Source organism: Paraburkholderia lebeckiae (assembly GCF_050436225.1).
Lineage (GTDB): Bacteria > Pseudomonadota > Gammaproteobacteria > Burkholderiales > Burkholderiaceae > Paraburkholderia > Paraburkholderia tuberum.
Window position 1 is genome coordinate 700185 of the sequence record NZ_JBNDLU010000003.1, and the last position, 25315, is coordinate 725499.

Sequence of the window (25315 nt, forward strand, 5' to 3'; positions counted from 1 at the left end):
GCAACGTGGCAATGTGGCGCAGAGGTAGGGAGAAGGTCACCGATCGCGCCCGAGTAACTTGCCGATCAGTTCGCCCGTCGTCATGGCTGCATACTTGCGCATAAGCCGGGCACGGTGTGCTTCGACCGTTCGATGACTAATTTGCAGCTCGCGCGCGATCCGCTTGCTGCTTTTTCCCGTCACCAGCAGTTGCGCGACCTCGCGCTCGCGCCGGGTCAGGTCGCGAGTCACCCGACGGGCCGACGAAATATCCTCGAATGCCCAGATCGCAGTTGCAAATGGATCGTCGCGGTTCATTGAGCGCCCGGAAACGTGGCACCAGAACGGGCTGCCATCAAGCCTTTGCATGATGCGCTCATCGGAATAAAAGCCCGTCTCCTTCATCACCAGCCATGCGCGCTCGCCGATGTGTCGAAACTCGTCCTGGGAGGGATAGAGGTATTCCAGCGAGCGTCCAGCCAGTTCGTTAGGCGCACACCCAAAAATTTCACCGAACGTGTAGTTGCAAGACACGATGACTCGGTTCCTGGACAGGAGCAGGCCAACGGGTGCCATGCGAAACGCCTGCGCAAGATCGTCAGGCGGATACGGCGACTCACCGGAACCCACGTCGGTAGCCAGTCTGTCATCACTGGAACCCTGTCCTTCCTGGATGACGGTGGGCGCCGCCTTTATGGAAACGACTTCGGATCCAGCAGAAGGAGGCGCGGTACCAGATTGTCCATGGGATCGTTTTACCGGCCTGTCCATGTTCTGCCATATCCGGCCGACAGTGGAGGCGGAAACGTTAGACTCTCGTGCGACGTGGCGGGCACTGCTTACTGCCGTGACACCGTCGTCGGGCTTGCGAGATGCAATCGCGGCCACCGTCGCTTCGCCGATTCTTTGGGGAGCCCCGCTGCGAGGAAGATCCGTCAAGCCCTGCAGGCCATCCATGATGAACCTTCTGCGCCATTTGGAGACTGTGTGCGCCGTCGACTGAACGCGAGCGGCCACAACCGCATTGTCCAGTCCCTCTGCACAGGCCAGGACAATTCGGGCGCGAAATGCCAGCGCTGGACTAGTGCCGCCGCGCTGCGCGAAGTCGTTGAGCGCCGTTCTGTCCTCGGGACTTAACGACAGATGCAGTTTCGGCCTTCCTTTCATCGCCTGGGCTTCAGCCGCCGGACAGGTCAATCGGCCCGACGACTTATGTAACGAACATACCAGGCATCATACCCGTTGAACTGATACATAGGCTTGATCCAGCCGTCGGACTTTCGCGGTCTCTGTTGCGTGCACCGTCGGCTTCGCCAAGGAAAGCAGGACAAGCAGAACATTGTCGCTGCCGCATGCCGCGCGGTTGGTTAGAACCGTTAGCTTGCAGGGTAAGCACGACTTCAGGTCATGCTTACTGCGTCTCAGTGGGCCTTCGAGCCAAGCGGTACATCGTGCAATTCAGCCGAGGATCTTTAAACCTTCAGGAGGCTCGCACGGTATTGTTCCCATCCTGGCCGGCACTGAAATTTCCAGGAACTCGAAATCTTCCGATATTGCCGTTTCATTGTGTTTGAGACCAGGTGGAATATAAAGCGATTCTCCAGCGCCAACCCGAATAACTCGACCATCTTCGAACTGAAGATCTATCCAGCCTCGGAGGGTGAAAATAAACTGCGTTTCGCAAACATGGTAATGCCAACCGGTCTGCTGCATCACGCCTGTCGCCATGGTCACCTGCGCCCTCATTCGACCGTCTGTGGCGTCGGAAACACCGAGGTCCCGATAATTGAAGAATGTTCGGCGACCTGCTACTAGTGGGGCTGTTTCCGTCGTAGCGTATGCGAGTTTCTCTAAAAGGTCAGCGGAGACGTTTGCGGCCTCGGGGAAAAGGGTACCGCTGAAGTGTTCCATTGAATGTTCCTTAATTTAGCCGGTGGGTGCCCAGGTGTTCTCGTCAAAGCGCGGTCAAGCCTTGCGACTCTAAAGCCAGCGCAAGAGTGTGAGAGGCTCACAGGGCCGCGCGTGCCTCTTCATTGAGCCTCCATCGAATTTACCGGGCTGGATGGAAGGCAAACAGTCGCACAATTACATCAGGGAAAACCCTTAATTCTTGCATTATCCGCTCTAGGCAAATCGTTGTACTTCGTCCGAACGCCAAATGGATGTGTGACGGAAGGGCATTTGCTGTTGAGGAAGGGCGTAACACCAGGACGCATGAGCGCTAAGGAAGCTTGGGCGGCGGCGTCCTCTAAGCGTTGACGAAGGGGATTTCGGGGATTCAACTCTTGGAGCATCGGCTCCGCCTTCGGGCATTTCTGCCGATGCCGTCGCTGCGCCTGGGACGCGCGATCGACTGCTTAACCTTGGGAAACGGGCGTCCGGGTTAAAAGACGGTGGACGGCGGCTCCGGGTCGCAAGTACGCATTCGGTTGCAGTGGCAGCAGACGCTCGCCGCCGCCGAAGTGCGAATGTCGGCAAAGCGACTCGTAGCTGCCTGACAGATGCGATACCTGAATGTCGGGAATGGCCGAATATTTGTCATTGAGCGACGGTACGGGTCGGCACATGCCTTTTGCATTGCACGCGCGGCCAGGATGAGCGTCGCGCTCGGTCGTCGGGCGCGGATCGGCCACCAAGGGACGTTCGCTTGGCCGTTTGGTAGGACGCTCGAGCGGCGCCTTCCGCACTTGATGCCGGCCATTCAAAGGCGCCATTCTGGCGTCGGATTGATTTTCAACCGCCCAAGTTTTGATTCAGCAGCGCAAACAACGCTTCCCACCCGCGCTCGGCGGCGGCATGGTCGTATACCGGGAAGTCCGGCACCATCCAACCGTGAGCGGCGGTGTAAATTTCCGCGCGGTAATTTACACCGGCTTCGACGAACGCCTTCTCCAGGCGCTCGGCCATCGCCGGCGGATAGCTGTCATCGTTCTCTGCGCTAGCGAGGTAGACCGCTGCTTTCAGGTTGGACGCGAGCAAGTGTGGACTGGTTGGCGCGTCGGTCGCCAGATTGCCACCATGGAAGCTAGCGACCGTCACAAAACGACCAGGATGGGTGGCCGCCGCGGTAATCGCCATACCGCCACCCATGCAAAAACCTATTGCGCCGACATTGGTGCCCCTAACATCGCCGCGGGCATCGAGATAGGCCAGGAAGGCCTCGGTGTCATTCGCAGCCTTATCATTCCCTGTCGTAGCCATCAATGGGCCTAGAATTGCGCGCACATCGCCCTTAAACACTTCGTCTGGCACGAGGGTTTGGTAGGGGCCGTAGCGGTAGAAGAGGTCGGGGAGTAACACGACGTAGCCGGCGTTTGCAACACGCTGTGCCATCTCAAGCACCGCAGGCCTGATCCCGCCAGCGTCCATAAAGAAAATCACCGGTGACCACGGCCCCTCGCCAGCAGGCGTCATAATATTCGCGGGGCATTCGCCGTCCCGAGTTCGAATAGTCACTCGTTCGTGGGGCATGAAATTTTCCTATTGCCGATGGGTGTGCCGAGAGTAGTCTATCGTCAACATCCGTTTCTGTTCAGCAGTGTGCATTTAACCTCCTGAGTCATTAAATCGATCCCTCGTTTCGCCAAACGTCTAATGGTCAGGGAATGGCCGTTGTACCTTGGAAGCTGTCGTCAAGACGGTGCTATGTCGAACGGCGTTTGTGGGTGGGTCGTGCCGCTCGCAGACACGCTATGACCGGCCCGGCTCGGCGATTAACGTTTGCTGCCGGCTCGGCAATCGCGACCGGCGCATTTCGTATCAAGCCATCTTGGCGACGGCCACTGCGGGCCCACACGTAGCGTACCCAACGTTGCCATCGACCCTGTTGCGCAGCGGTAGTATTACGCTTTACCTGCTCTTCGCGGTCGCGCTCGACGCTCTTCTGTACCTGTTCGTGGATCTGGCGCAACGTCAAGCCACCGGGTCCTTTCTGTTCGTCCGGATCGGATTTGTCTGTCATGGCAATGGCTCATTCCTGAGAAGATCGATTTGATCTTGATATATATATGGGGAGTCGCGGCAAGCACGCGACCGCTGCCTTCGAATCTGTAGGACTGGCACAATCGAGATGAACTTCTACCCGCTCGGGAATCCTCATGCCAGACGCTGTCCCGCCTTCGCCGCCTTCGCGGGCTATAGGCCCCCTGTTTGCCCTGTTTCCCTTCATGCGCCCGTATGCCGGGCGCTGGGCGCTCGCGTTCCTGGCGCTGGTGACGTCGGCGGGCGCCACACTGGCGTTGCCGGTGGCGTTCAAATACCTGATTGACCGTGGCTTTGCTGCGGGTGACCGTACGCATATCGATCGCTATTTCCTCGCGTTATTCGCCGTTTCGCTGGTACTGGCCGGCGCCACGGCACTGCGCTTCTACCTCGTGTCGTGGCTGGGCGAGCGGGTCACGGCTGATTTGCGAAGTGCGGTCTACGACCACGTGCTGGAGATGAGCCCGCAGTTCTTCGAAACCACGCAGACCGGAGAGGTGCTGTCGCGGCTCACCACCGACACCACCTTGATTCAGACGGTGGTGGGCACCAGCCTGTCGCTGGGGTTACGCAACTTCTTCCTGCTTACCGGTGGCGTGGCGATGCTGGCAGTGACCAGCCCTGTACTGTCAGGCTACGTTATCGCTACGCTGGTGGTGGTGGTCGCTCCCATCGTTGTCTTCGGTCGGCGCGTGCGCCGCCTCTCGCGCGCCAGCCAGGACAAGGTAGCGAACGCGAGCGCGCTGGCGGGCGAGGTCCTCAATGCCATGCCGACCGTCCAGTCGTACACGCAGGAGTCCTTTGAGGCGCGGCGGTTTGCCGGCGCGGTGGAGGTGGCCTTTGAGACAGCGCTCAAGCGAATTCGGGCGCGTGCCTGGTTGACCGCCGTGGTTATCGTGCTGGTATTCGCCGCCGTCGTGTTCGTCCTCTGGCTTGGGGCGCAGTCTGTGCTAGCCGGGCGGATGACGGCCGGCCAGTTGTCCCAGTTCATCCTCTACGCGGTGTTCACCGCCGGCGCTGTGGGAGCTGTCGCCGAAGTGTGGGGCGATCTGCAGCGGGCTGCCGGCGCCACCGAACGTTTGTTGCAACTGCTGGTGGCACGCTCGCCGGTGGTGCAGGCCGAGGCGACGGTCGCGCTGCCGGCGCGCGGGGACGGCATCCGCTTCGACAATGTTAGCTTTTCGTATCCGTCCCGCCCCGGCATTGCTGCACTCGCCGGGCTCTCGCTCGACGTCCGCGCGGGCGAACATGTCGCGCTGGTTGGACCGTCCGGCGCCGGCAAAACCACGCTGTTCCAACTGCTGCTGCGATTTTACGACCCGCAGGCCGGCAACATTCTGATCAACGGCGTCCCGACGCGACAGGTGCCGATCCTCGAGTTGCGCAAGGGAATCGGGGCAGTGCTGCAGGAATCGGTGATCTTTTCGGGCAGCGTGCTCGACAACATCCGCTACGGCGCGCACGAGGCCACACTCCCGCAAGTGCAGCGGGCTGCCGAAATGGCCGCTGCGGCCGGCTTTATCGAAGAACTGCCGCTAGGCTACGACACGTTTCTAGGCGAGCGCGGAGTACGACTGTCTGGCGGACAGCGCCAACGCATTGCGATCGCCCGCGCGATCCTGAAGAATCCGCCCGTCCTGCTGCTGGACGAGGCCACCAGCGCGCTCGACGCTGCCAGCGAACGCCTCGTACAGAAGGCGCTGGACAATGCCGCGCAGAACCGCACCACGCTGGTCATCGCGCACCGCCTCGCGACCGTACAGCAAGCGGACCGCATTGTCGTGCTGGAGCAAGGCCGCATCGTCGCGCAGGGCCGTCACGCCGACTTGCTTCTGAGCTCGCCGCTCTATGCCCAGCTTGCCGCCCTGCAGTTTGGCGAGCAGGTTGCGCATATGGGACAGCGCGACGCTGAGTGCGATCGCGTCGACTCGGCGTGAAGACACGATCCAGGTCGGCACGGCAACCGCAGCGCTCCCAACGGATCGACATGACGCGGTAGCGTAAGGCAATAAGCGGCCGCAACCGGTCATTTGACGATCGGCCTCAGATTGCTGACAATCCGGCGTCTTGCGCCGATCGACGAGTTGTCGATTGATCCGGTTTTTCGACAGACACTGCCACAAGAGTGCCAATGACCATCACCAAGATTCTCGAACTTTACGCTCGCAGCGGGCGGTCGCTTGGAGATATGGGTCTAAAGGAAGCCGCGTTAGATCTCTCGGAAGCAGGGCAAGCGTTGGACCTGTTTGCAGGCCAAAAATGGCTGGTCCTTGGCGGGGACGTTTATCGCGCATCGTCAGACGGACGAAGTCTTGAGCCCACGCACGAAAATTGGTTTTACGAGGGAAGCAACGTCGACGAGGGAATCTCTGCAGCTCGGGATTTTTTGCATTCCTTGCGAGAGCGTTCGTTATTCGTTGTGTTTGTCGTTACTGGCCGAACTCCAGCCCAGTGAATAACGGCCTCCTGGAGCGAGCGGGCGCTCATGGCGACCCTTGCTGTCCTAGGCGCCGGCCCGCTACGCGAATTTCATGAGGCGACGGTCGGCCATTTTCTGCCGTCCGACTGCGGTGCGTAGATCGGTGACAATCGGCGCGGATGGGGCGGCTCAAGGTCCGTTCGCGGTAGGCGGCTACGGCTGATCCTTGCTCCATACTCCGGCATACAGGTCGTAGACGGGTACGTGTCGTAGCGCGGCTCTAACCGTGTCCTCTCCAACTGCGTCAAGCAATCGAGTCGGGACAGAAATCCCAACGTGATCTCTGTCGATATAAAAAACTTCGGCGCCCGCGCAAACGGGAGTGAGGTGGTCCTCGATTTCACGAAGGGAACCACAACGCGCGACGAGTTGAAGGCTCATGATCGCTTCACCCGGACTTCCGTAACATCTCCAAGAGCATTCTTCAGACGGTCCTCGAGGTCGTTCTCGACCTTCTGACCGCGCACGTCGTAGCACGTCACAAACCTTGCGGGCGAGGGAACGTGTTGTAACCCGAAGATGACACGTGCGCGGACGAACGCGAGGCTCAATTTGAGCGCTTCTTCGGTCTCGATGAAATGATTGGCGATCAGGGTGTGTTCCGTCGCGTCGTTCGCGGAAAACTCGGGAGTAAACATGGTGCCTTTGCTCAATTATCTTTCTCTGCTCGACGGCCGCTTTCGGTGACGGAGTAGCGTACACAGGCGACATCGTATCAAAGACACAAGCGCGTCTGAACGGCAGCTTTGGGGAAGATCGAGAGACCGCAACGGGTCGCAAGTACGCATTCGGTTGCAGTGGCAGCAGACGCTCGCCGCCGCCGAAGTGCGAATGTCGGCAAAGCGACTCGTAGCTGCCTGACAGATGCGATCCCTGAATGTCGGGAATGGCTGGAATATTTGTCATTGAGCGACGGTACCGGGCAACTGCCGGACTCTGATATTTGGCATTTAGTGCTCTCGCGTCTCGACTGACGGCGGTGCGGTCGAAAGCTGCCTGTCGAGTCCGACGATGAGGCGAATACCCGAGTCGCTCCGCATAGCGACGCTTGGAAAACAAAAAGGCCCGCACAAGGGGCGGGCGGCCTTCTGCAGTGACTTCAGAGGGCCGGTGGGGTTGAGGGTGGCTGGCCGCGATAAGCGGCGTTATCGCGTCAACGCACGCGCCAGTCTCTACCCTGTACGCTCGCTCCGTTCATCCTGCCGGCCGGCGGAAACCGGATGCAGCCGCCTCCCTCCCAGTCGAACCATCAAGAGCATCTATCGGAGCCCTCCAAAGACAGCAGTTCTTGATAAGGTTTGTTCAACGCCTGCCCGCATGCGCCGCCACGCGCTTGCGAGCCCGCCGACATGGGCAGGCGTCGAACAAACCTTCAAGAAAACATGCCACTCCTCACCGAAGGGTGAACCACCCGGGAAAGAGTCCAATTTCGTCGCCGCGTACAAGGACTGAGTTCGGCTAGCAGCCTCCGTGGCCCTCCGTGGCCTATATTAAAAGCCTCCGCGGTTAGCGATGACGCCGCGCGCAGGAAGTGCACGGCTACCTCGAATGAAGAAAAATAATGGATAAATGAAATAATGCCATTTTTCTTCATGGAACGAAAACCCTATCATCGCTGCCAGTCCTCGCATCGTTCCTCGCACTTTTCATCGGAAGGCAGCCCCAATGGTCACGACACATAATCTCGGCTTCCCGCGCATCGGCGCAAAACGCGAACTCAAGTTCGGCATCGAACGCTACTGGAAGGGCGAATCGTCGCGCGACGAACTGAAGGCGCTCGGCGCGCAACTGCGTGCGCGTCACTGGAATGACCAACGCGAGCTCGACCTCGCGCCGGTCGGCGATTTCGCGTTCTACGACCAGGTGCTCGACATGAGCTTCACGCTCGGCAATCTGCCAGCACGCGTGCAGGGCTTTCATGGCGACAAGCTCGACAATTACTTCCGCGTCGCGCGCGGCCGCTCGGCGCAGGGTGCCGAGGAGCACGCCACGTGTTGCGGCGGCGTCGCGGCCGGCGAAATGACGAAGTGGTTCGATACGAACTACCACTACATCGTCCCCGAATTCACGGCCGATACGACGTTCAACCTCGACACGTCCGGCTTCCTCGAACAGCTGCGTGAAGCGCGCGAGCAGGGCGTGAAGGCGAAGCCGGTGATCATCGGCCCGATCACGTATCTCTGGCTCGGCAAGGCGAAGGACGACTCCGACAAACTTGCGCTGTTGGCTCGCATCATGCCTGTCTATCGCGCGCTGCTCGACTATTTCAAGGTGATGGACGTCGAGTGGGTGCAGATCGACGAACCGGTGCTCGTCACCGAACTCGATCCAGCATGGCGCGACGCGTTCGTGACCGCGTATCAAGGCTTCGAGGAACGCGGCGTCAAGCTGCTGCTGACGACGTACTTCGGGCAACTGAAAGAGAACCTCGAACTTGCCTGCGGCTTGGCCGTCGACGGTCTGCACATCGACGCGATCAACGCACGCGACGAAGTGGCGGTGGCCGCGCGAAAGTTGCCGGCGCATAGCGTGCTATCGATTGGCGCGATCAACGGCCGCAACATCTGGAAGACCGATCTGAACGCCACGCTCGAATGGCTCACGCCGCTCGCGCGGCAACTCGGCGAGCGCCTGTGGCTCGCGCCATCGTGCTCGCTGCTGCACGTGCCGGTCGATCTCGCGAGCGAAGCAAAGCTCGATCCGGAGATCCGCTCATGGCTCGCGTTCGCGTTGCAAAAGCTCGACGAATTGAAAGTGCTCGCCACCGCACTCAATGGCGGCCGCGACAAGGTCGCGAATCAACTCGCCGCCAATGCCGCCGCGATTGCCACGCGCCGCGACTCGCCGCGCGTGAACAACCCGACGGTGAAGGCCGCGCTGGCGCGCATGGACGCGAATGTCGGCAATCGCCAGCACGCCTACGCCGAGCGCGCGGCGAAGCAGGCCGCGCTGCTGGAACTGCCCGCATACCCGACCACGACGATCGGCTCGTTCCCGCAGACGGCGGAAATTCGCCATGCTCGCAGCCAGTTCAGGCGCGGCGCGCTCGACGAGGCCGGCTATCGGCACGCAATGCGCGAGGAAATCGAGCGCAGCGTGCGCGAACAGGAAGCGTTGGGTCTCGACGTGCTCGTGCACGGCGAAGCCGAACGCAACGACATGGTCGAGTACTTCGGCGAGCAACTCGACGGCTACGCGTTCAGCCAGTTCGGCTGGGTGCAGTCGTATGGTTCGCGCTGCGTGAAGCCGCCTATCCTGTTCGGCGACATCAGCCGTCCGCGGGCGATGACGCTCGAGTGGATCACCTACGCGCAGTCACTGACGAACAAGCCGATGAAGGGCATGCTCACGGGTCCCGTGACGATCCTGAACTGGTCGTTCGTGCGCGACGACCAGCCGCGTTCGGTGTCGTGCTACCAGCTCGCGCTCGCCATCCGCGAAGAAGTGCTCGACCTTGAAAAAGCCGGCGTGCGCGTCGTGCAGATCGACGAAGCCGCGCTGCGCGAGGGCCTGCCGCTGCGTCGCGCGCAGTGGGGCGAGTATCTGCGCTGGGCGGTGGAATCGTTCCGTATCGCCGCGAACGGCGTGCGCGACGAAACGCAAATCCACACGCATATGTGCTATTCGGAGTTCAACGACATCATCGCGTCGATCGCCGACATGGATGCGGACGTGATCACGATCGAGACCTCGCGCTCGGACATGGAGTTGCTCGACGCGTTCGACGACTTCAGCTACCCGAACGGGATCGGCCCGGGCGTCTATGACATCCACTCGCCGAACATTCCGACACAGCAACACATCGTGCAATTGATGCAAAAGGCGGCGGAGCGCATTCCGGCGCAGCGTCTGTGGGTGAATCCGGACTGCGGTCTGAAAACGCGTCAGTGGGCTGAAGTGATTCCCGCGCTCACGAACATGGTCGCCGCCGCGAAGATGCTGCGCAGCCGGCCTCAGTAAAGAGCGAGCGAGCCGTCGATTGCTCCCCGGCGGCTACATGCCGCCTCCACCGCTCATGTAACCACAGTTCAATCGCGCCAATACCGACGCCAACCGTATTGGGCGTTCAACGTGGTTGATACACTTTGAAAATTCCTCCACCGGGCTGCTTGCATCGCCAGTGCAAGCGTCATAGCAAGGCGCCTGCCTGCCCGCCACGCAACGGCCTCGCGCGGGCTGGACCCGGGAACGCTGATTGCGGGTTGACCAAGATGGCCGCGGTTAGCCACGGTCACCCGCAATCTCACATAGGAGAACGTCATGTCTTCGGACAAGAATTCGAATCGTCAGCCATCGAATCCAGCGCAGCCCGGCCGCGACAGCGGACAGCAGCAACAGAACCAGACTCCTCCGACGCATCAGGGCGGCCAGCGGCAGCCCTGAGCGCGATGAGTGACGGCGTGTCCAGGCGTCGTCGCTCGAAAAGAAAAGGACTCCCCGGAGTACTAGCGCCGCTAATGGCGGATCGTGACTATGAAGGCGACGTGGAAAAACTACACATCTATCTGTTCGGCGCGCATGATGCGGTTCGGCACGAGCAGGCGCTGATCCGGCTCGACAAGGCCGGCTACATGGTCACGCTCGCGCGGGTCGTGGTCGAGGATCTGCCGACCTATGCGCAGGCGCGCGAACGCCCCGAACTTCAAAGTCTGATCCGACGAATCGCGCCGCGCGACACGCTCGTCGTGCTCGAGGTGGCCGCGCTCGGCTGCAACGCGCGCGACATACTCGCCACCGTGATGCAGTGCCGGAAGGCTGGCATCGCTCTGCGTTGCGTCGAAGTCGGCCATACCGACCTGGCCGGGCGTCCCGAGCCTTCGGCGCTGAAGGCGTTGCGCGCGCTAGTGCGGCTCGACGCCGCGTGCCGCAGCCTGCGCAGCCGCGACAGTCTCGCGGCCGTTCGCGCGAGCGGGAAGCACACAGGCAGACCGCCATCGCTTTCCGAGCAGCAGCGCGAACGCGTGCTGCAATCGCTCGGCAGAGGACAGTCGGTCAGCGAGGTCGCGCGGCGCTTCGGCACTTCGCGTCAGACCGTGATGCGCATTCGCGCGGACACAGCAGTCGTGTAGAAATTGCATCCCGAAGCTATTTCCGCGTCTTCTTACCGCATCGGTGATCGGGCAACCGCGCGGCGCTTTCGCACGATCCATCGCGTAAAAAACGCCACTCCGTTCAGACAAGCGTGCATATGCGTGCGATGGTCCGCGCACGTGAACAACGCGGGCGGGCGCGAGTCGCTGAGCGTCGATCTGGTCGATTGCCCGGCGGATCGCCTCGCCACCATCTCGGCCGCGTTGAGTTGAAGGGTATAAGCCTTGCTCGATCGTCGGCACCTTGATGGAGGAGAAGCCGATGTCCAACGATCGATTGACGGGCACGCCGGGCCGCGACTCGCAAGCGGAAAACGACACGTCCGCGGACCCCGTGTCGCAAACGCGCCGCAAGGTGGTGCAAAGCGCCGCGGCCGGTCTGGCCGCCGTCCTGGCGGGCACCGCGCACGCCGCCGATGCGGGCGGGGCGCCTGGCAGCGGCGGTAATGCACCAGCAGCGCCAGCCGCACCAGACGCCAGCGCGTCACTGAGCGACCCGCGAGGGCTATACCCGCATCCGCCGTTTCAGGATCAGCAGCAGCCGTGGCCCGGTCTGGCGAGCCGTATGACGCCGCGCCCCGATCACGGCGAGTCGAGCTATCGCGGCAGCGGCCTGCTCGCGGGGCGCAAGGCGCTGATCACCGGCGGCGATTCCGGCATCGGCCGCGCGGCGGCGATCGCGTTCGCGCGCGAAGGCGCGGACGTGTCGATCATTTATCTGCCCGCCGAGGAGCCGGACGCGCGCGAAGTCGTCGCGTTGATTCGCGGCGCGGGCCGCAATGCGGTCGCGATACCCGGTGACATTCGCGACGAGGCGTTCTGCAAACAGGCCGTTGATCGCGCGGTAAACGGCATGGGCGGCCTCGACGTGCTCGTCAACAACGCGGGTCGCCAGCACAGCCACGATTCGATCCTCGACATTAGCACCGAGGATTTCGACTGGACGTTGCGCACCAATCTGTACGGCATGTTCTGGATCACGAAGGCCGCGATTTCGCACATGCCGCCGGGCGCGGCGATCGTCAATACGAGTTCGGTGAATGCCTACAATCCGTCGATCAACCTGCTCGACTACGCGATGACGAAGGCCGCGATCGCGAACTTTACGAAATCGCTGGCCAAGCAGATGATCTCGCGCGGCATCCGCGTGAACGCGGTGGCGCCGGGTCCTTTCTGGACGCCGTTGCAAGTCAGCGGCGGGCAGACGATGAAGAACCTCGAAAATTTCGGCGCCAACACGCCGATGGGACGTCCGGGCCAGCCGGCCGAAATCGCGCCGATTTATGTGGCGCTGGCGATGTCGCGCGCGAGCTACGTGACCGGACAGGTGTATGGCGCGACGGGCGGCGAGGGGCCGCCGTGATCGCGTGAAGAGCGGCGCCGCGACGGCGGCATCGCTGCGCCGCTGGCTCAATGAGGGCAAGCGGACGTGACTCGGGCGCCGTCCATGCCCGCAGGCGGCGGCGTCTGCTGACTCGCCTCGATGCGCGCGCGGAAATAACGCGCGGTGCGCGGCAGCCCTTCGTCAAGCGACGTGCCCGGCTGCCAGCCGAGCAGCTTTGTCGCCAACGAGATGTCCGGCTGTCGATGCCACGGATCGTCGGCCGGCAGCGGCCGTGTTTCGAGCGGCGACGCGGAGCCGGTCACCGCGACGATGCGCTGCGCGATCTCGCGCATCGACACTTCGTGCGGATTGCCCAGGTTGACCGGGCCGCCCGGATCGTCGGCGCAGTTCATCAGCAGGATGAAGGCGTCGATCATGTCGTCGACATAGCAGAACGAACGCGTCTGCGAGCCGTCGCCGTAGATGGTCAGCGGCTCGCCGCGCAGCGCCTGCATCATGAAGTTCGACACCACCCGGCCGTCGGCCGGATGCATACGCGGGCCGTAGGTGTTGAAGATGCGCGCGATGCGGATCGACAGACCATGCTGACGGCGATAGTCCATGAACAGCGTTTCCGCGCAGCGCTTGCCTTCGTCGTAGCACGAGCGCGGACCGATGGGATTCACGTGGCCCCAGTAGTCTTCTTTCTGCGGATGGACGAGCGCGTCGCCATACACCTCGCTCGTCGACGCCTGGAAAATCCGCGCTTTCACGCGTTTGGCGAGCCCGAGCATATTGATCGCGCCATGCACGCTGGTCTTTGTAGTCTGCACCGGATCGTGCTGGTAGTGGATCGGTGACGCGGGGCACGCGAGGTTATAGATTTCATCGACCTCCACATACAACGGGAACGTTACGTCGTGACGCATCAGTTCGAAGTTCGCGCAGTCGAGTAGATGCGCGATGTTGTCCTTTGTACCGGTATAGAAGTTGTCGACGCATAGCACGTCGTGTCCCTGCGCGACGAGCCGTTCGCACAGGTGCGAGCCGAGAAAGCCGGCGCCGCCGGTGACCAGAATGCGCTTGCGGGTAAGTTCTTTCATGGTGCGTGATCCTGTGGTTGGACCGCATGAACGTCGAAAAGCAGCGTGGCATTACGCCGTGACGTGCAGCAGCGCGTCGTGCCAGTCCTGCGCGAATCGGTCGATATGAAAGCGTTCGAGCGCCGTGCGCCGCGCGCCTCCGCCGAGCCGCCGCGCTTCGCCGGGATCGCGCAGCAGCCCGAGCATCGCGTCGACGAGCACGTCGACGTCGGTATGCACGAAGCCGTTTTCGCCGTTGCGAATCACGGTGGCGAGCTCGGTCGTGGCGAGACCGACGATCGGCATGCCGATCGTCATCGCCTCGACGATCGCGAGGCCGAGGCTGGTCCAGCGGATCGGATTGAAAAAGAAGCGGTAGCGCGCGCTGAATGCGGCCAGATCGAGGTTGCCGATCTCACCGATGCCGTTTAGCCGCTGTGCGTCCATCCCGACGAGATCGAGCGGCACGCGCGTGCGCGTTTCGCTGAAGACATCCGCGCCGAGCCGCCGGCCGCGCTGCGCGAGATGATTGACGACCACGATGCCGCGCTGCAGTTCGCCGCTGTAGCGCACGCCGTCGGGCACCACGACGCCATGTTCGATCACGCGCGTCGGCGTGACGCCGCTGTCCCACATCAGCCGGTTGAAGTGTGTGACGTGGACCAGCAGCGTGCCGGGATCGTCGACCCAATGCCATTGCTCGAACGGGTTCTCCTGCGGCGGGTCGTGCTCGACATAGACGCGTGGCAGACGTTGCTGCGCGGCGCTCAGCACGCGCTCGCGGTCGTGGTCCCAGTGGGTGCGATGCTGGTACAGCACCACGTCGAACTCGTGGTTGGGCACGTCGTCGATTGCGATCTCGTGCACGTTGTCGCCCCACGGCAATACGCCGACCTTGCCGGCATAGCCGGGCGGATGACCGGGTTTCGTCACCAGATAGAAATCGTGCGGCGTCTGGCTCAGGTAATACATGTAGTTGCCGTGCACGTGCCAGGTCAGCACGCGCAGCCGGCGGCAATTACGCAACATGGTGCAGATCCTCGAAAGACAGCGAAACGGTTCCCTCATGCAGGCTGCCGGGTGCGCCTGGTTGCGCGCCGGGCGCGCTCGCAAGCTGCTCGCGGGCGGTCTCGACCACCTGTTCGACCTCCACGTTCAGCGCGCACGGATGACCATACGGGCAGTCGCGGAACATGCACGGCCGGCACGCCGGATAGTCGGCCAGCACGCGATGCCGCGCATGATCGAGCGGCGCCCAGCGCCGCGTGTCGCTGCCGCATGCGATCACGACCGACGCGCTCGCCATCGCCGCGGCGATGTGCGAGATGCCGGTGTCGTTGCAGACCACGAGCCGCGCATGGGCAACCAGCGCAGCGAGTCCGCCGAGCGAAGTCGCACCTGCCAGATGCAGCGCGGGCGCGCTCATCGCGCCGAGCACCGCGCAGGTCAGGGGCGCTTCGGCGGCCGTGCCGGTGATTGCGATCTGCCAGCCGTCGGCGGCGAGGTGGTCGGCGACGGCCGCGAAGCGCTCGGCGGGCCAGCGGCGCGACGGCAATTGCGAACCGGGGTGAACCAGCACGAGCCGCTCGCCTTCGATACCGTGATACGTGCGCAGCGCGGTGTACTCGTCGAGGTCGAGCTCGGTGAGCGGGAACGTCAGACGCCGGTCGTGCGCCGGCGCGCCGAGTGCGCTCATCAGCGCGAGATAGCGCTCGGGCTCCGGCAGCGCATCGGGCCAATCGATGAAGCAACCCTCGCGCGGTACCTCGTCGGGCTGCACGAAGCCGGCGTCGGCACACGCGCCGAGTTGATGCAGCAGATCGTTGGCGATGCCGCCGCTGCCGTGCAGTTGTATCGCCAGATCGAAACGCCGCTCGCGCATCCGCGCGAAGAACGCGGGCAAGCCATCGTTCGATTCGGGCTGCTCGGGAAAACCGACGGCGCCCGGAAACACGATCAGCTCGTCGACGAGCGCCGCATAGCGCTCGACGAACGCGCGTGCCCACGGCAGTCCGATCAGCGCGATATGCGCATCCGGCGCGGCCGCGCGCAGTGCACGCAAGGCGGGCACTGCGCACAGCATGTCGCCGAGCTGCAGCGCGCGAAACACGGCGATACGGCGCGGCGCCAGCGCCGCCAGCAGCGAGGGTGGGGTCATGGAAAGAACACCTTGAAACGGATGGCGCCATAGAGCCGCCAGTAGATCGATAGAAACGGAATGGGGATCGACGTCCAGAGCATTTCGGCGACGTGGCGCCAGCCGTGGTTGCGCCCGTGCAGCCGCCGCGCGCAGAAATAGCCGGTCAACCCGCACCACGCGATCAAACCCGCGCCCGCGGGCATCGGCTGATCCGCGAACGAACCGCCGATCGCCAGCAACGCGGCGCAGAGAATCGCGTAGTACAGCAGCGGCGGCCGCGAGCGGATGCGGGTTCGAAACAGTTCGGGATGCTTGCGATAGAGCAGCGCATCGAACTGGCTCTTTTTCTGCTGCGCGATGCTGACGCCCCAGCGCGCAGGCCGCACCGGATGCACGACCACCGCGTCGCGGGCGCGCACGATCTGGCCGCCCGCGGTAAGCAGCGTGAACTGCAGGTCCGAATCCTCGCGCCACGCCGACGTGAACCGTTCGTCGAAGCCGCCGGTCGCGACGAGCGCCGCACGCGTGACGAACACGTTCGCGGTCGCGAATTCGGCGCGCGCGAGGCCGCTCGCGTCGGCTTCGTAATCGGTCGGCAGATCGGGCGGCGAGGGCAGCGGCACGACGATCGTGCCGGCGGCCGCCGTCGCGCCTTGCGCGAGCGCCGCGACGCCAGCCGTCAGCCAGTGCGGATCGGGCAGCGTGTCGTCGTCGGTGAAGGCGATCAGCGAAGCGCGCGCATACTGCCATCCCGCGTTGCGCGCGCCGGCCGGCCCTTGGGTGCGCGTGACCGGGAGGTAGTGCACTTCCAGCCCGCGCGGCGCCATCTCGCGCGCGAATCGTTCGACGCAGGCGCGCGTGGCCTCGTCGGGACCGTCGTCGCAGACCACGATCTCGTAGCGGTGCGGCGCGAACTGCTGCGCGCATAGCGCGGCAAGACAGTTCGCGAGCATCGCGGGACGGCGGTAGGTGGGCACGACCACCGACACGTCGGGCCTCCACTGCGTGCGCAACGTGCGGCCGGTTTCCTCGGCATCTTCGCTGCTGTAGCGCGCGGCCACGCCGCCATGCAGGGGCGACGGACACATGACGGATGCGTTCATGCGCGGCTCCCCGCCTTGTCGACGAGGAACGGGCCGATCACGAGCGCGTCGAGCGGCGAGGTCCAGAACGACTCGACCGCGTCGCGCGGCGAATTCACCATCGGCTCGCCGCGCGTGTTGAACGACGTATTGACGAGAATCGGCACGCCTGTGCGCTGCTTGAACGCCGCCAGCAGGTCGTAGTACAGCGGGTGCTGCGCGCGGTTGATGGTCTGCACGCGCGCGGTGCCGTCCACATGCCGCACGGCCGGAATACGCGCGGCCTGGTCGGCGCGCACGTCGAAGACGAACAGCATGAACGGCGCGGTTTGGCCGTTCACGAACCATTCGTTGGCTTCCTCTTCCATCACGACCGGCGCGACCGGGCGGAAGTCCTCGCGATCCTTGATCTCGTTGAGCTTCGCCTGCATCTGCGGATCGACCGGCGACGCGAGGATCGAGCGCGCGCCGAGCGCGCGCGGCCCGAATTCGGTGCGCCCCTGATACCAGCCGATCACCTTGCCCTGCGCGAGCAGATCGGCGGTCTCGCCGGCGATATCGGCGAGTCGCCGGTACGGTACTTTCGACCAGCGCAGGAACTGCTCGATTTCCGCTTCGCTGTACTCGGGCCCGAGATACGCGTGATCCATTCTCCAGTGACGTTCGCGGTCGCCGCGCGCGGCACGCTCGCGATAGTCGGTCCAGAGCGCCGCGCCAAGCGCGGTGCCAGCGTCGCCGGCCGCCGGTTGCACCCACACTTCGCTGAATGGCCCGGCGTCGCGCACCTTCGAGTTCATCACGCAGTTCAGCGCGACGCCGCCCGCCATGCAGAGCCGGCTCAAGCCGGTCTGCCGATGCAGCCAGTGCGCGAGTTCCAGCACGGTCTCCTCGAGCACGCGCTGCAACGAATTGGCGATATCGAAGTGGCGTTGTTCGAGCGGCCCGCCGCGTTCGCGCGCGGGACCGAAGCGTTCGGTCAGCCGCGGAGCGTCGACGGTATAGCTGCCGTCGTGCCGATAGCGGACGATCTCGCGGAACACCTCGACGTAAGCCGGCTTGCCGTACGACGCGAGCGCCATCACCTTGTACTCGTCCGACGAGTGCAGGAAGCCGAGCCAGTCGGTGACCTCTTCGTAGAGCAGCCCGAGCGAGTGCGGCAGCTCGACCTGTTTCAGACGCTGGTACTCGCCGCCGACGAATTGCCCCATGCTGGTCGTCACGCCCTCGCCGCGGCCGTCCATCGTCAGCACGGCGGTGTCGTCGAACGGCGCGGCGAGAAACGCGCTCGCCTCGTGCGCGAGATGGTGCTCGACGAAGTGCCATGCGAAGCCGTGCTCGCGGTCCACCCCCTGGAAGCGCTTGCGCAGATGATGCGGCGCGCCGTCGAGCAGTTGGCCCTTCGCGTTGGCGATATAGCTGAGGAACAGCGGGTCCCACGGCGACGCGGACGGGTTGTCCGGGCGCGTGCCGGCCGGATCGAACGGCAGCTCGATCGTCGCGCCCGGCCTCTTCGGCATGCCGCCGAATAGCGTGGGGTCGTACGAGTAAGCGACGTGATCGATCGCGGCGAGCGTAATGCCGGCGGCCTTCAGGCAGTAGTCGATCGCATCGAACGGGAGCTGCCAGGTCGAGAACGGCACCGGACGTTTCGCGTGCTTGACGTGCGTGAAGCGTTCGTCTTCGGCGGCGGCGAGCACCACACCGTCGCGCAGCAGCGCGGCGGCGCTGTCGTGATAGACCGCATTGATTCCGAGTGTGTACATGGCATTAGCAGTGGAAGTGGGTTCAGGGGACGGTTGGCTGATCGATCAGCGACGGCGTGCTCGTGTTATCGGGGTGACCGGCGCGCTCCGATACACCACGACGCGGCGCATGCGCATCCGCTTGCCGCAATTCGAGTGCCGCGTGCACGACCTCGTTGGTCGGAACGCCGAGCAGGCAGGCGTGATGCCCGTGCGGACACACGCTGCGATAGCACCAGCGGCATTCGACGTCGCGATACAGCACGCGTTGCGGCGTTTGCCACGGCGTGTGCTGCGGGTTGGTCAGTGCATAAAGATCGACGACCGGTGTGCCGAGCGCGGACGCGACATGCACGGGGCCGCTATTGTTGGATACGAGCACGCTCGCGCGTTCGAGCAGCGCGGCGAGTTCGGCGAGCGTCAGCGCACCGCTCAGGTCGTATAGCTGCGCGCGCGCGCCGGGCGCGGCCGTGCGCATCACGGTCTCGACGAGCGCTCGCTCGCTTGCGCCGCCGGTCACGAGCACCGAGGCGCCGGTTTCGCGCGCGAGCTGCGTGGCGACCTCGCCGAAGCGCTCGGGCGGGTAGCGGCGCGATGCAGCGGTCGCGCCTGGATGCAGCACGATGCACTCGGTGTGGCGGCAGATGCCGAGCGTCCTCAGTTTCGCGTCGAGCGACTGGCGCGCGGCCGGCGGCACGCGAAAGCGCATGCCGGTGTCGGCCGTCTGCGCGCCGACGTGACGCACCAGATCGAGCTGGCGTTGCACCTCGTGCCGCGTGCGCTGCTGCGGCTCCGGCTCGCGCAGCCAGTCGGTCAACAGCGCGTACGGGTTTTCACGGCAATGCGCTAGGCGGCGCGGAATCCCCGCGAGATAGCACAGCATCGCGGCCGGCAACGGGCTCTGGCTATAGACGGTGAAAATCACCGCCGCGTCGAAGCCGCCGCGCCGCAGCCGCTGCTGCATGCGGTGATCGTCGAGCAGATCGCGCGTCACGGTCGACGCGGGCGCGACCCACGGCGCGTCGTATTCGATCACATCGTCGACATCGTCGAGAAACGGCGCGAGCGCGACGCCGCTGCGCGAAGCGAGCAGCGTGATATGGCGGTCTTCGGCGGACTCGCGCAGCGCGTGCAGCGCGGGCGTGGTCATCAGCACGTCGCCCAGATTGTCGAGGCGCACGCACAGAATCCGTTTGACGTCGCCGCCCCAGCACACCGGCTGCGACGTATCGGGCGCGCGCGCGTGAGCCAGGGTGGGCGGCGCAAGTGGCAGAGGTGCGTTCACCGCGGCGCCTCCTTGCGGCGCGCCGCGGGGCCCGGCGGCAGGCCGTGCAACAGGACGCGTTGCGCGGCCTCGTGCAGACCGGCGGCGCGCGCGCCCGGCGTGCGCTGCGGGCCGGTTCGCCATTCGGTCTCGTGGCCGTTGTCGAGCAGGATCGTGCGGCAGCCGGCCCGATTGCCCGCTTCGACGTCGTCGAGAATGTCGCCGATGAACCAGCTGTTGGCGAGATCGAGTTCATGCTCTTCGGCCGCGCGCAGCAGCATGCCGGGCGCGGGCTTGCGGCAGTCGCATACGATCGCGTAACGCGCGACGCTGCCCTCGGGATGATGCGGGCACCAGTACGCGCCGGCGAGCGGGGCGCCGCACTCGGCGAACATCTGCCGCAGCCGGCGTTCGACGTCGAACAGCGCTCTGTCTTCGAACTTGCCGAGCGCGATGCCGGACTGATTGCTGATCACGAACAGCGCGTACGGGTACGCGGCGAGCAGCGCGAGCGCTTCGCGCGCGCCCGGCGCGAAACGCATCAGCGCGGGATCGGCGTTGTAGGGCACGTCTTCGAGCAGCGTGCCGTCCTTGTCGATGAACACAGCGGGTAGCGTCATGATGGTTCGTGGTATGCGCGAGCTTGGGTCAAAAGTCGGAAAAGGCGCGCTGCAGCCGCTGGACCGGCCGCGGCGCGTTCCAAATGCGCACACCGCGCGCGTTCGCGCGGCGTGCGCCGTGGTCAACGGAACGACGCTCCGGCTGCTGCTCGCAGCGGTAGCTGCTCCGGCTCGGACGCGGTGTCGAGCGATGTTTTGGTCGGTGCCAGCCTTGCCGCGCGTGCGTAGATTTGCACGAGCGCATCGCTGACGCCGCGCCAGGTGAAGCCGGTCCGCGCCCGTTCGAGGCCCGCTTCGCCCATCCGGCACGCGAGCGCGGGGTCGCGCCGCAAGCAGTCGAGACGCGCGGCGAGCGCGTGCGGATCGCGCGGCGGCACGAGAAAGCCGGTCACGCCATCGAGGATCGAATAGCGGATGCCGCCTACGTCGGCGCCGATCACCGGCGTCGCGCAGGCCATCGCCTCGATCGGCGTGATGCCGAACGGCTCGTACCAGGGCGTCGTCACGAACACGTCGGCGGCGCTGTAGAAGTAGCGCAGCCGCGTGCGACCACACCGGCCGACGAAGCTCGTCTGCTCCGCGACGCCGCAGTCGCGTGCAATCTCGCGCAAGCGCGCGATCTCCGGCGTCGCGATTTCGTTGGGCGCGTCCGAATTGCCGCCGACTATGTACAGCTGCGCCGACGCGTTGAACGTGTGCTTCAGCACGCCGACGCCGCGCACCACGTTGTCGATGCCTTTGCGCTGCACGAGCCGCCCCACTTGCAGCACGATGAAGTCGTGCTGGCGCCAGCCGAGCGCGTTGCGGGCGGCTTCGCGCTCGACGGGCCGGAACTCCTCGGCATCGAAACCGCACGGCACGATCTCGATGCGCGCTGGATCGGCGCGATAGTGTTCGAGCAGATCGGCTTGGTCCTGCGGACATTCGGCGACGAGGACGTCCGAGCCTGCGACCAGTTCGTCTTCGATCGCGAAGCGCTCGTCGGGGAAGCCGTCATCCGTTCCCTGATGGATACGCCGCACCCGGCCGAGCGCGTGAAAGGTCGTGACCAGCGGCACACCGAGCGCAGCCTTCACTTGCAGCGCGGCGAGGCCGGACATGAAGAAGTTCGCGTGCATCACGTCGTAGGGCTGCGGTTCGCGGCGAAAGAACGCGTTCAGAAACGCGGCGAACTCGTCCATGAACGGCAGCAGTCGTTCCTTTGGCAATTGCCACGGCGGTCCCGCGGGCACATGAATCACGCGCACGCCGTCCATGTCGACGCTCTCGGGCAGCAGTGCGCGATCGCGGCGCGTGAACACGTCGACCTGATGGCCCATTTCCACCAGTTGACGCGCGACGTTCGCGACGTAGATGTTCTGTCCGCCGCTGTCGACGCCACCGGCGACAGCAAGTGGCGACGCGTGTTCGCTGATCAGGGCGATTTTCATTGGCATTCCTTCCTGCGATGCGCGGTTATTGATGTTGACTTTCGTTACCGGCGCAGAGCATTCGGTGTGCCATTCGCATCCTGCGGTGCGGACAAACGATGCGAAGGTCGCGCCGGAACCGGACGAAGCGCCGTAGCGTGCCCTTTTTCGTGGGAAGAGAAGCGCTGTGGCGTTCCCTGTTTCTACATACCGTCATGTAACTTCGAACCGCTCGCGCCGCGCCGGTACTAGGATGAGTGAAGGACCCCGCCCAATTAATAAGTAAGCAGTGCGCGGAAAAGGGCTGGAGCCAGCGCCTTTTTTGCTCGCGCCCGGGTGCGCCGCTTGCGGCACGCCACCCTTGTGCGACGTTTTTTCCGGATGCCACCACCCCGACTTCATGCCGAATTCCGCCCCGCCGCCTCGCTCCGAACTGACGCGCCGAATCGTCGGCGATCTCGCGCATGCGGTGTGGCGTTATCGCTGGCAGACCAGCGGGGCGCTCGCGCTGATGATCGCCGCGCGGCTCGCGACCGTGCTGATGCCGCTCACGCTGAAGCACATCGTCGACGAACTGAGCCCTCCGCTCGCGCATGTGGCGTTTCCGGTGTTCCTCGTGCTCGCCTATGCGCTGCTACGATTTTTCGGCGACGCGCTGAACGAGGCGCGCGACGTCGTGTTCAGCATCGTCGTGCAACGCACGGTCGCGGCGCTGACCGAGCGCACCTTCGCGCATCTGCATCGGTTGAGCGCGCGCTTTCATGCGCGGCGCGAGACTGGCGCGATCGTGCGCGACGTGCAGAAAGGCGCCGACGGCATCGGCTTTCTGCTCGGCACCGCGCTGTTCACGATCGTGCCGACCTTCTTCGAGATCGCGGTGATCGTCGCGATCATGGTGCATAGCTACGCGCGCGAATTCATGCTCGTGATCGTCGTGACCTTCGTGCTGTATGCGGGCTATACGTTCGTGTTCACGCGGCGGCGCGTCGCGTTCCAGCGCGCGGTCAATCTGCTCGAAGCGCAATCGGACGGGCGGCTCGTCGACAGTCTGTTGAACTACGACACGGTCAAATACTTCGCGACCGAAGAAAGCGAGACGCAACGGCTCGGCGACGTGCTGGAAAAGTGGGTGCACGCGCGCATCGCTAACCAGAACGCGTTGACCGCATTGCACGTGGGACAGAGCGCGATGATCGCGCTCGGGGTAGCGGCGGTCATGCTGCTTGCCGCGCAGCACGTGGTGGCCGGCAGCATGAGCGTCGGCGACCTGATTCTGGTGAACGCCTACCTGATCCAGATCTGCATGCCGCTGAACACGCTCGGCTTCGTGTTTCGCGAGACCAACGACGCGCTCGTCAACGTCGAGCGCATGTTCGTGATTCTGGCGGCGCGCGGCCGCCTCGGCGAGGACATCGATGCGCGCGACGCGCAGCCGCTGAAGGTCGGCGCGGGGCTGATCGAGTTCGAACACGTCGATTTCGGCTACGACACGGCGCGTCAGGTGCTGCGCGATGTCGACTTTCACGCGTATGCGGGCAAGACGCTCGCGGTGGTCGGCGGCAGCGGCTCGGGCAAATCGACGCTCGTGAAGCTGCTGTTTCGCCTCTATCGGCCCGAGCGCGGCATGATCCGCATCGACGGGCAAGACATCAGCATGGTCACGCAGCGCAGTCTGCGCGAGGCCATCGGCATCGTGCCGCAGGACACCGTGCTGTTCAATGAAACGATCGCCTACAACATCGCCTATGGACGTCCGTCGGCGACGCGCGCGGACGTCGTGCGGGCGGCGCGGGCCGCGCAGCTCGACGAGTTCATCGAGCGCTTGCCCGACCATTACGACACGCGCGTCGGCGAGCGGGGCGTGCGGCTATCGGGCGGCGAGCGGCAGCGCATCGCGATTGCGCGCGCGATTCTGAAGGACCCGCGCATCATCGTGTTCGACGAGGCGACCTCCGCGCTCGACACGCGCTCCGAGCGCGCGATCCAGACCGAGCTGACGCGCCTCGCGCAAGGCCGCACGTCGATCGTGATCGCGCATCGACTTTCCACCGTCGTCGACGCGGACTGGATTCTGGTGATGGAACACGGCCAGGTGGTCGAGCAGGGCACGCATCGGGAACTGCTCGCGCGCGAGGGCGTGTACGCGAAGATGTGGTCGCTGCAATGGCAGCAGGGCGAACTCGAACACGCGCAGCGCCGGCTGACCGCGCGATCGGTCAGCGTCAGCGCATTGACGGCGGGTGTGATCGATGCATTGCACGACGAGATCGCCGGGCAGCGCGTCGTCGTCTACGCGGAGCCGTCCGACAACGAACTGCGGGTGACCGGCGATCCGAGCGTGCTGCAACCGTTGATCGCCGAGTTGTGCCGCAATGAGATCGCGCAGGCGAGCCCGGGGCAGCGCATCGCGTTGCGCGCGGAGCGGCACGGCAATCACGTGTGGTTCAGCGTGCTCGGCATGGGCGACAAGCCGGCCGAGCTATCGCTGGCGACGGCGCGGCATATGGAAAGCGCGCTGGCGGCCGCGGGCGGCAGCTTCACGCTGACGCCGCTGAATGGGCGGCTCGCCTACGTGGCGATGCTTCCGCTGCGGCCGGTCGCGGATGCGCAACCGCCACTGGCATCGGCGCCCACGGCGCCGGATTCGGCGGAGCCCGCACCGCTCGATGGCCTCTTCGTGCTCGCGATCGACGACCAGGAAGAAGCGCGCGACGCGCTCGAAGCGGTGCTAAGCACGAGCGGCGCACGCGTTCGGCTATGTGCAGCGGGCACCGAAGCGCTGGACTGGCTGCGCGCGACGGACCCGGTGCAATGGCCGCATGTGCTGCTGTGCGATCTGATGCTGGCCGGCGAAAATGGCTATGACGTGCTGAGCCGTTTGCGCGAACTGGAAGGCGGGCGGCCGTCGATTCCGGGCGGGCCGCTGCCCGCGATCGCGTTGACCGGCTACATGGACGCACTCGACGAACAGCGTGCGCGCACTGCGGGTTTCGACGTGCACTTGCACAAGCCCGTGGCGCCCGCGGAACTGATCGCCGCGATCCGGCGGCTCGCGCAGGCGCCGGATCGCATGGACACGGCGTTGCCGCGATAATGATGCGCGCGATTCAGGTCTGAGCGAGG

General features: G+C 64.4%; 18 protein-coding genes. 6 read left to right on the forward strand and 12 right to left on the reverse strand.

All coding sequences use genetic code 11. The annotated features are described in order from the left end of the window. Nucleotides 1-36: 36 nt before the first annotated feature. The 3 genes from OKW45_RS37990 to OKW45_RS38000 form a co-directional block, all read right to left on the reverse strand. Nucleotides 37-1146 (reverse strand): LuxR C-terminal-related transcriptional regulator, encoded by a 1110-nt coding sequence (locus OKW45_RS37990; RefSeq protein ID WP_429473828.1) that lies wholly within the window; start codon nucleotides 1144-1146, stop codon nucleotides 37-39. Nucleotides 1147-1437: 291 nt separating this feature from the next. Further along, on the reverse strand, nucleotides 1438-1890 hold the full coding sequence (locus tag OKW45_RS37995; protein WP_429473829.1) for a cupin domain-containing protein: 453 nt from the start codon (nucleotides 1888-1890) through the stop codon (nucleotides 1438-1440). 822 nt (nucleotides 1891-2712) lie between these two features. After that, nucleotides 2713-3450, reverse strand: a complete 738-nt coding sequence (locus tag OKW45_RS38000) for a dienelactone hydrolase family protein (protein ID WP_429473830.1) — start codon at nucleotides 3448-3450, stop codon at nucleotides 2713-2715. A gap of 626 nt (nucleotides 3451-4076) precedes the next feature. On the opposite strand from OKW45_RS38000, the gene OKW45_RS38005 reads away from it, so the two are divergent. Both OKW45_RS38005 and imm40 read left to right on the forward strand, forming a co-directional pair. After that, nucleotides 4077-5897, forward strand: a complete 1821-nt coding sequence (locus tag OKW45_RS38005; RefSeq protein ID WP_429468773.1) for an ABC transporter transmembrane domain-containing protein — start codon at nucleotides 4077-4079, stop codon at nucleotides 5895-5897. Nucleotides 5898-6091: 194 nt separating this feature from the next. Continuing rightward, nucleotides 6092-6415 (forward strand): Imm40 family immunity protein, encoded by a 324-nt coding sequence (gene imm40 / locus OKW45_RS38010; protein ID WP_113061922.1) that lies wholly within the window; start codon nucleotides 6092-6094, stop codon nucleotides 6413-6415. 401 nt (nucleotides 6416-6816) lie between these two features. Here the strand turns inward: imm40 and OKW45_RS38015 are convergent, their stop codons facing one another. Further along, nucleotides 6817-7077, reverse strand: coding sequence for a hypothetical protein (locus OKW45_RS38015; protein ID WP_018420641.1), 261 nt, complete (start codon nucleotides 7075-7077; stop codon nucleotides 6817-6819). A 1027-nt stretch (nucleotides 7078-8104) separates the two neighbouring features. On the opposite strand from OKW45_RS38015, the gene metE reads away from it, so the two are divergent. The 3 genes from metE to OKW45_RS38030 all read left to right on the forward strand — a co-directional run bounded on the left by metE (nucleotide 8105) and on the right by OKW45_RS38030 (nucleotide 12892). Then, nucleotides 8105-10399 (forward strand): 5-methyltetrahydropteroyltriglutamate--homocysteine S-methyltransferase, encoded by a 2295-nt coding sequence (gene metE / locus OKW45_RS38020; RefSeq protein WP_429473831.1) that lies wholly within the window; start codon nucleotides 8105-8107, stop codon nucleotides 10397-10399. A gap of 497 nt (nucleotides 10400-10896) precedes the next feature. Beyond that, nucleotides 10897-11508 carry a recombinase family protein gene (locus OKW45_RS38025; RefSeq protein ID WP_018422263.1) on the forward strand — a complete coding sequence of 204 codons (612 nt, stop codon included), beginning with the start codon at nucleotides 10897-10899 and terminating at the stop codon, nucleotides 11506-11508. Nucleotides 11509-11791: 283 nt separating this feature from the next. Next, nucleotides 11792-12892: an SDR family oxidoreductase gene (locus tag OKW45_RS38030; protein ID WP_429473832.1), complete on the forward strand. Its 1101-nt coding sequence runs from the start codon at nucleotides 11792-11794 to the stop codon at nucleotides 12890-12892. Between the two features lie 47 nt (nucleotides 12893-12939). Here the strand turns inward: OKW45_RS38030 and OKW45_RS38035 are convergent, their stop codons facing one another. The 8 genes from OKW45_RS38035 to OKW45_RS38070 form a co-directional block, all read right to left on the reverse strand. Further along, nucleotides 12940-13956, reverse strand: coding sequence for a UDP-glucuronic acid decarboxylase family protein (locus OKW45_RS38035; protein ID WP_429473833.1), 1017 nt, complete (start codon nucleotides 13954-13956; stop codon nucleotides 12940-12942). Nucleotides 13957-14007: 51 nt separating this feature from the next. Next, the gene (locus tag OKW45_RS38040; RefSeq protein WP_429473834.1) at nucleotides 14008-14964 is read right to left on the reverse strand and encodes a glycosyltransferase family 4 protein; all 957 of its coding nucleotides are present in this window, start codon (nucleotides 14962-14964) and stop codon (nucleotides 14008-14010) included. Next, a complete protein-coding gene (locus OKW45_RS38045) occupies nucleotides 14954-16093 on the reverse strand; it encodes a glycosyltransferase family 9 protein (protein WP_429473835.1) in 1140 nt (379 codons plus the stop codon). The genes OKW45_RS38040 and OKW45_RS38045 overlap by 11 nt, the downstream gene beginning before the upstream one ends. Then, nucleotides 16090-17178 (reverse strand): glycosyltransferase family 2 protein, encoded by a 1089-nt coding sequence (locus OKW45_RS38050; protein WP_429473836.1) that lies wholly within the window; start codon nucleotides 17176-17178, stop codon nucleotides 16090-16092. The genes OKW45_RS38045 and OKW45_RS38050 overlap by 4 nt, the downstream gene beginning before the upstream one ends. After that, nucleotides 17175-18920, reverse strand: a complete 1746-nt coding sequence (locus OKW45_RS38055) for a carbamoyltransferase family protein (RefSeq protein ID WP_429473837.1) — start codon at nucleotides 18918-18920, stop codon at nucleotides 17175-17177. The genes OKW45_RS38050 and OKW45_RS38055 overlap by 4 nt, the downstream gene beginning before the upstream one ends. 22 nt (nucleotides 18921-18942) lie before the next feature. Continuing rightward, complete coding sequence (gene waaF, locus OKW45_RS38060) at nucleotides 18943-20184, reverse strand: lipopolysaccharide heptosyltransferase II (protein WP_429473838.1); 1242 nt, start codon at nucleotides 20182-20184, stop codon at nucleotides 18943-18945. Continuing rightward, a complete protein-coding gene (locus OKW45_RS38065) occupies nucleotides 20181-20783 on the reverse strand; it encodes a D-glycero-alpha-D-manno-heptose-1,7-bisphosphate 7-phosphatase (protein WP_429473839.1) in 603 nt (200 codons plus the stop codon). Before OKW45_RS38065 ends, waaF begins: the two co-directional genes overlap by 4 nt. A gap of 122 nt (nucleotides 20784-20905) precedes the next feature. Beyond that, on the reverse strand, nucleotides 20906-22213 hold the full coding sequence (locus tag OKW45_RS38070) for a glycosyltransferase family 4 protein (protein ID WP_429473840.1): 1308 nt from the start codon (nucleotides 22211-22213) through the stop codon (nucleotides 20906-20908). A 379-nt stretch (nucleotides 22214-22592) separates the two neighbouring features. On the opposite strand from OKW45_RS38070, the gene OKW45_RS38075 reads away from it, so the two are divergent. Beyond that, nucleotides 22593-25286 (forward strand): ABC transporter transmembrane domain-containing protein, encoded by a 2694-nt coding sequence (locus tag OKW45_RS38075; protein WP_429473841.1) that lies wholly within the window; start codon nucleotides 22593-22595, stop codon nucleotides 25284-25286. Nucleotides 25287-25315: the final 29 nt, after the last annotated feature.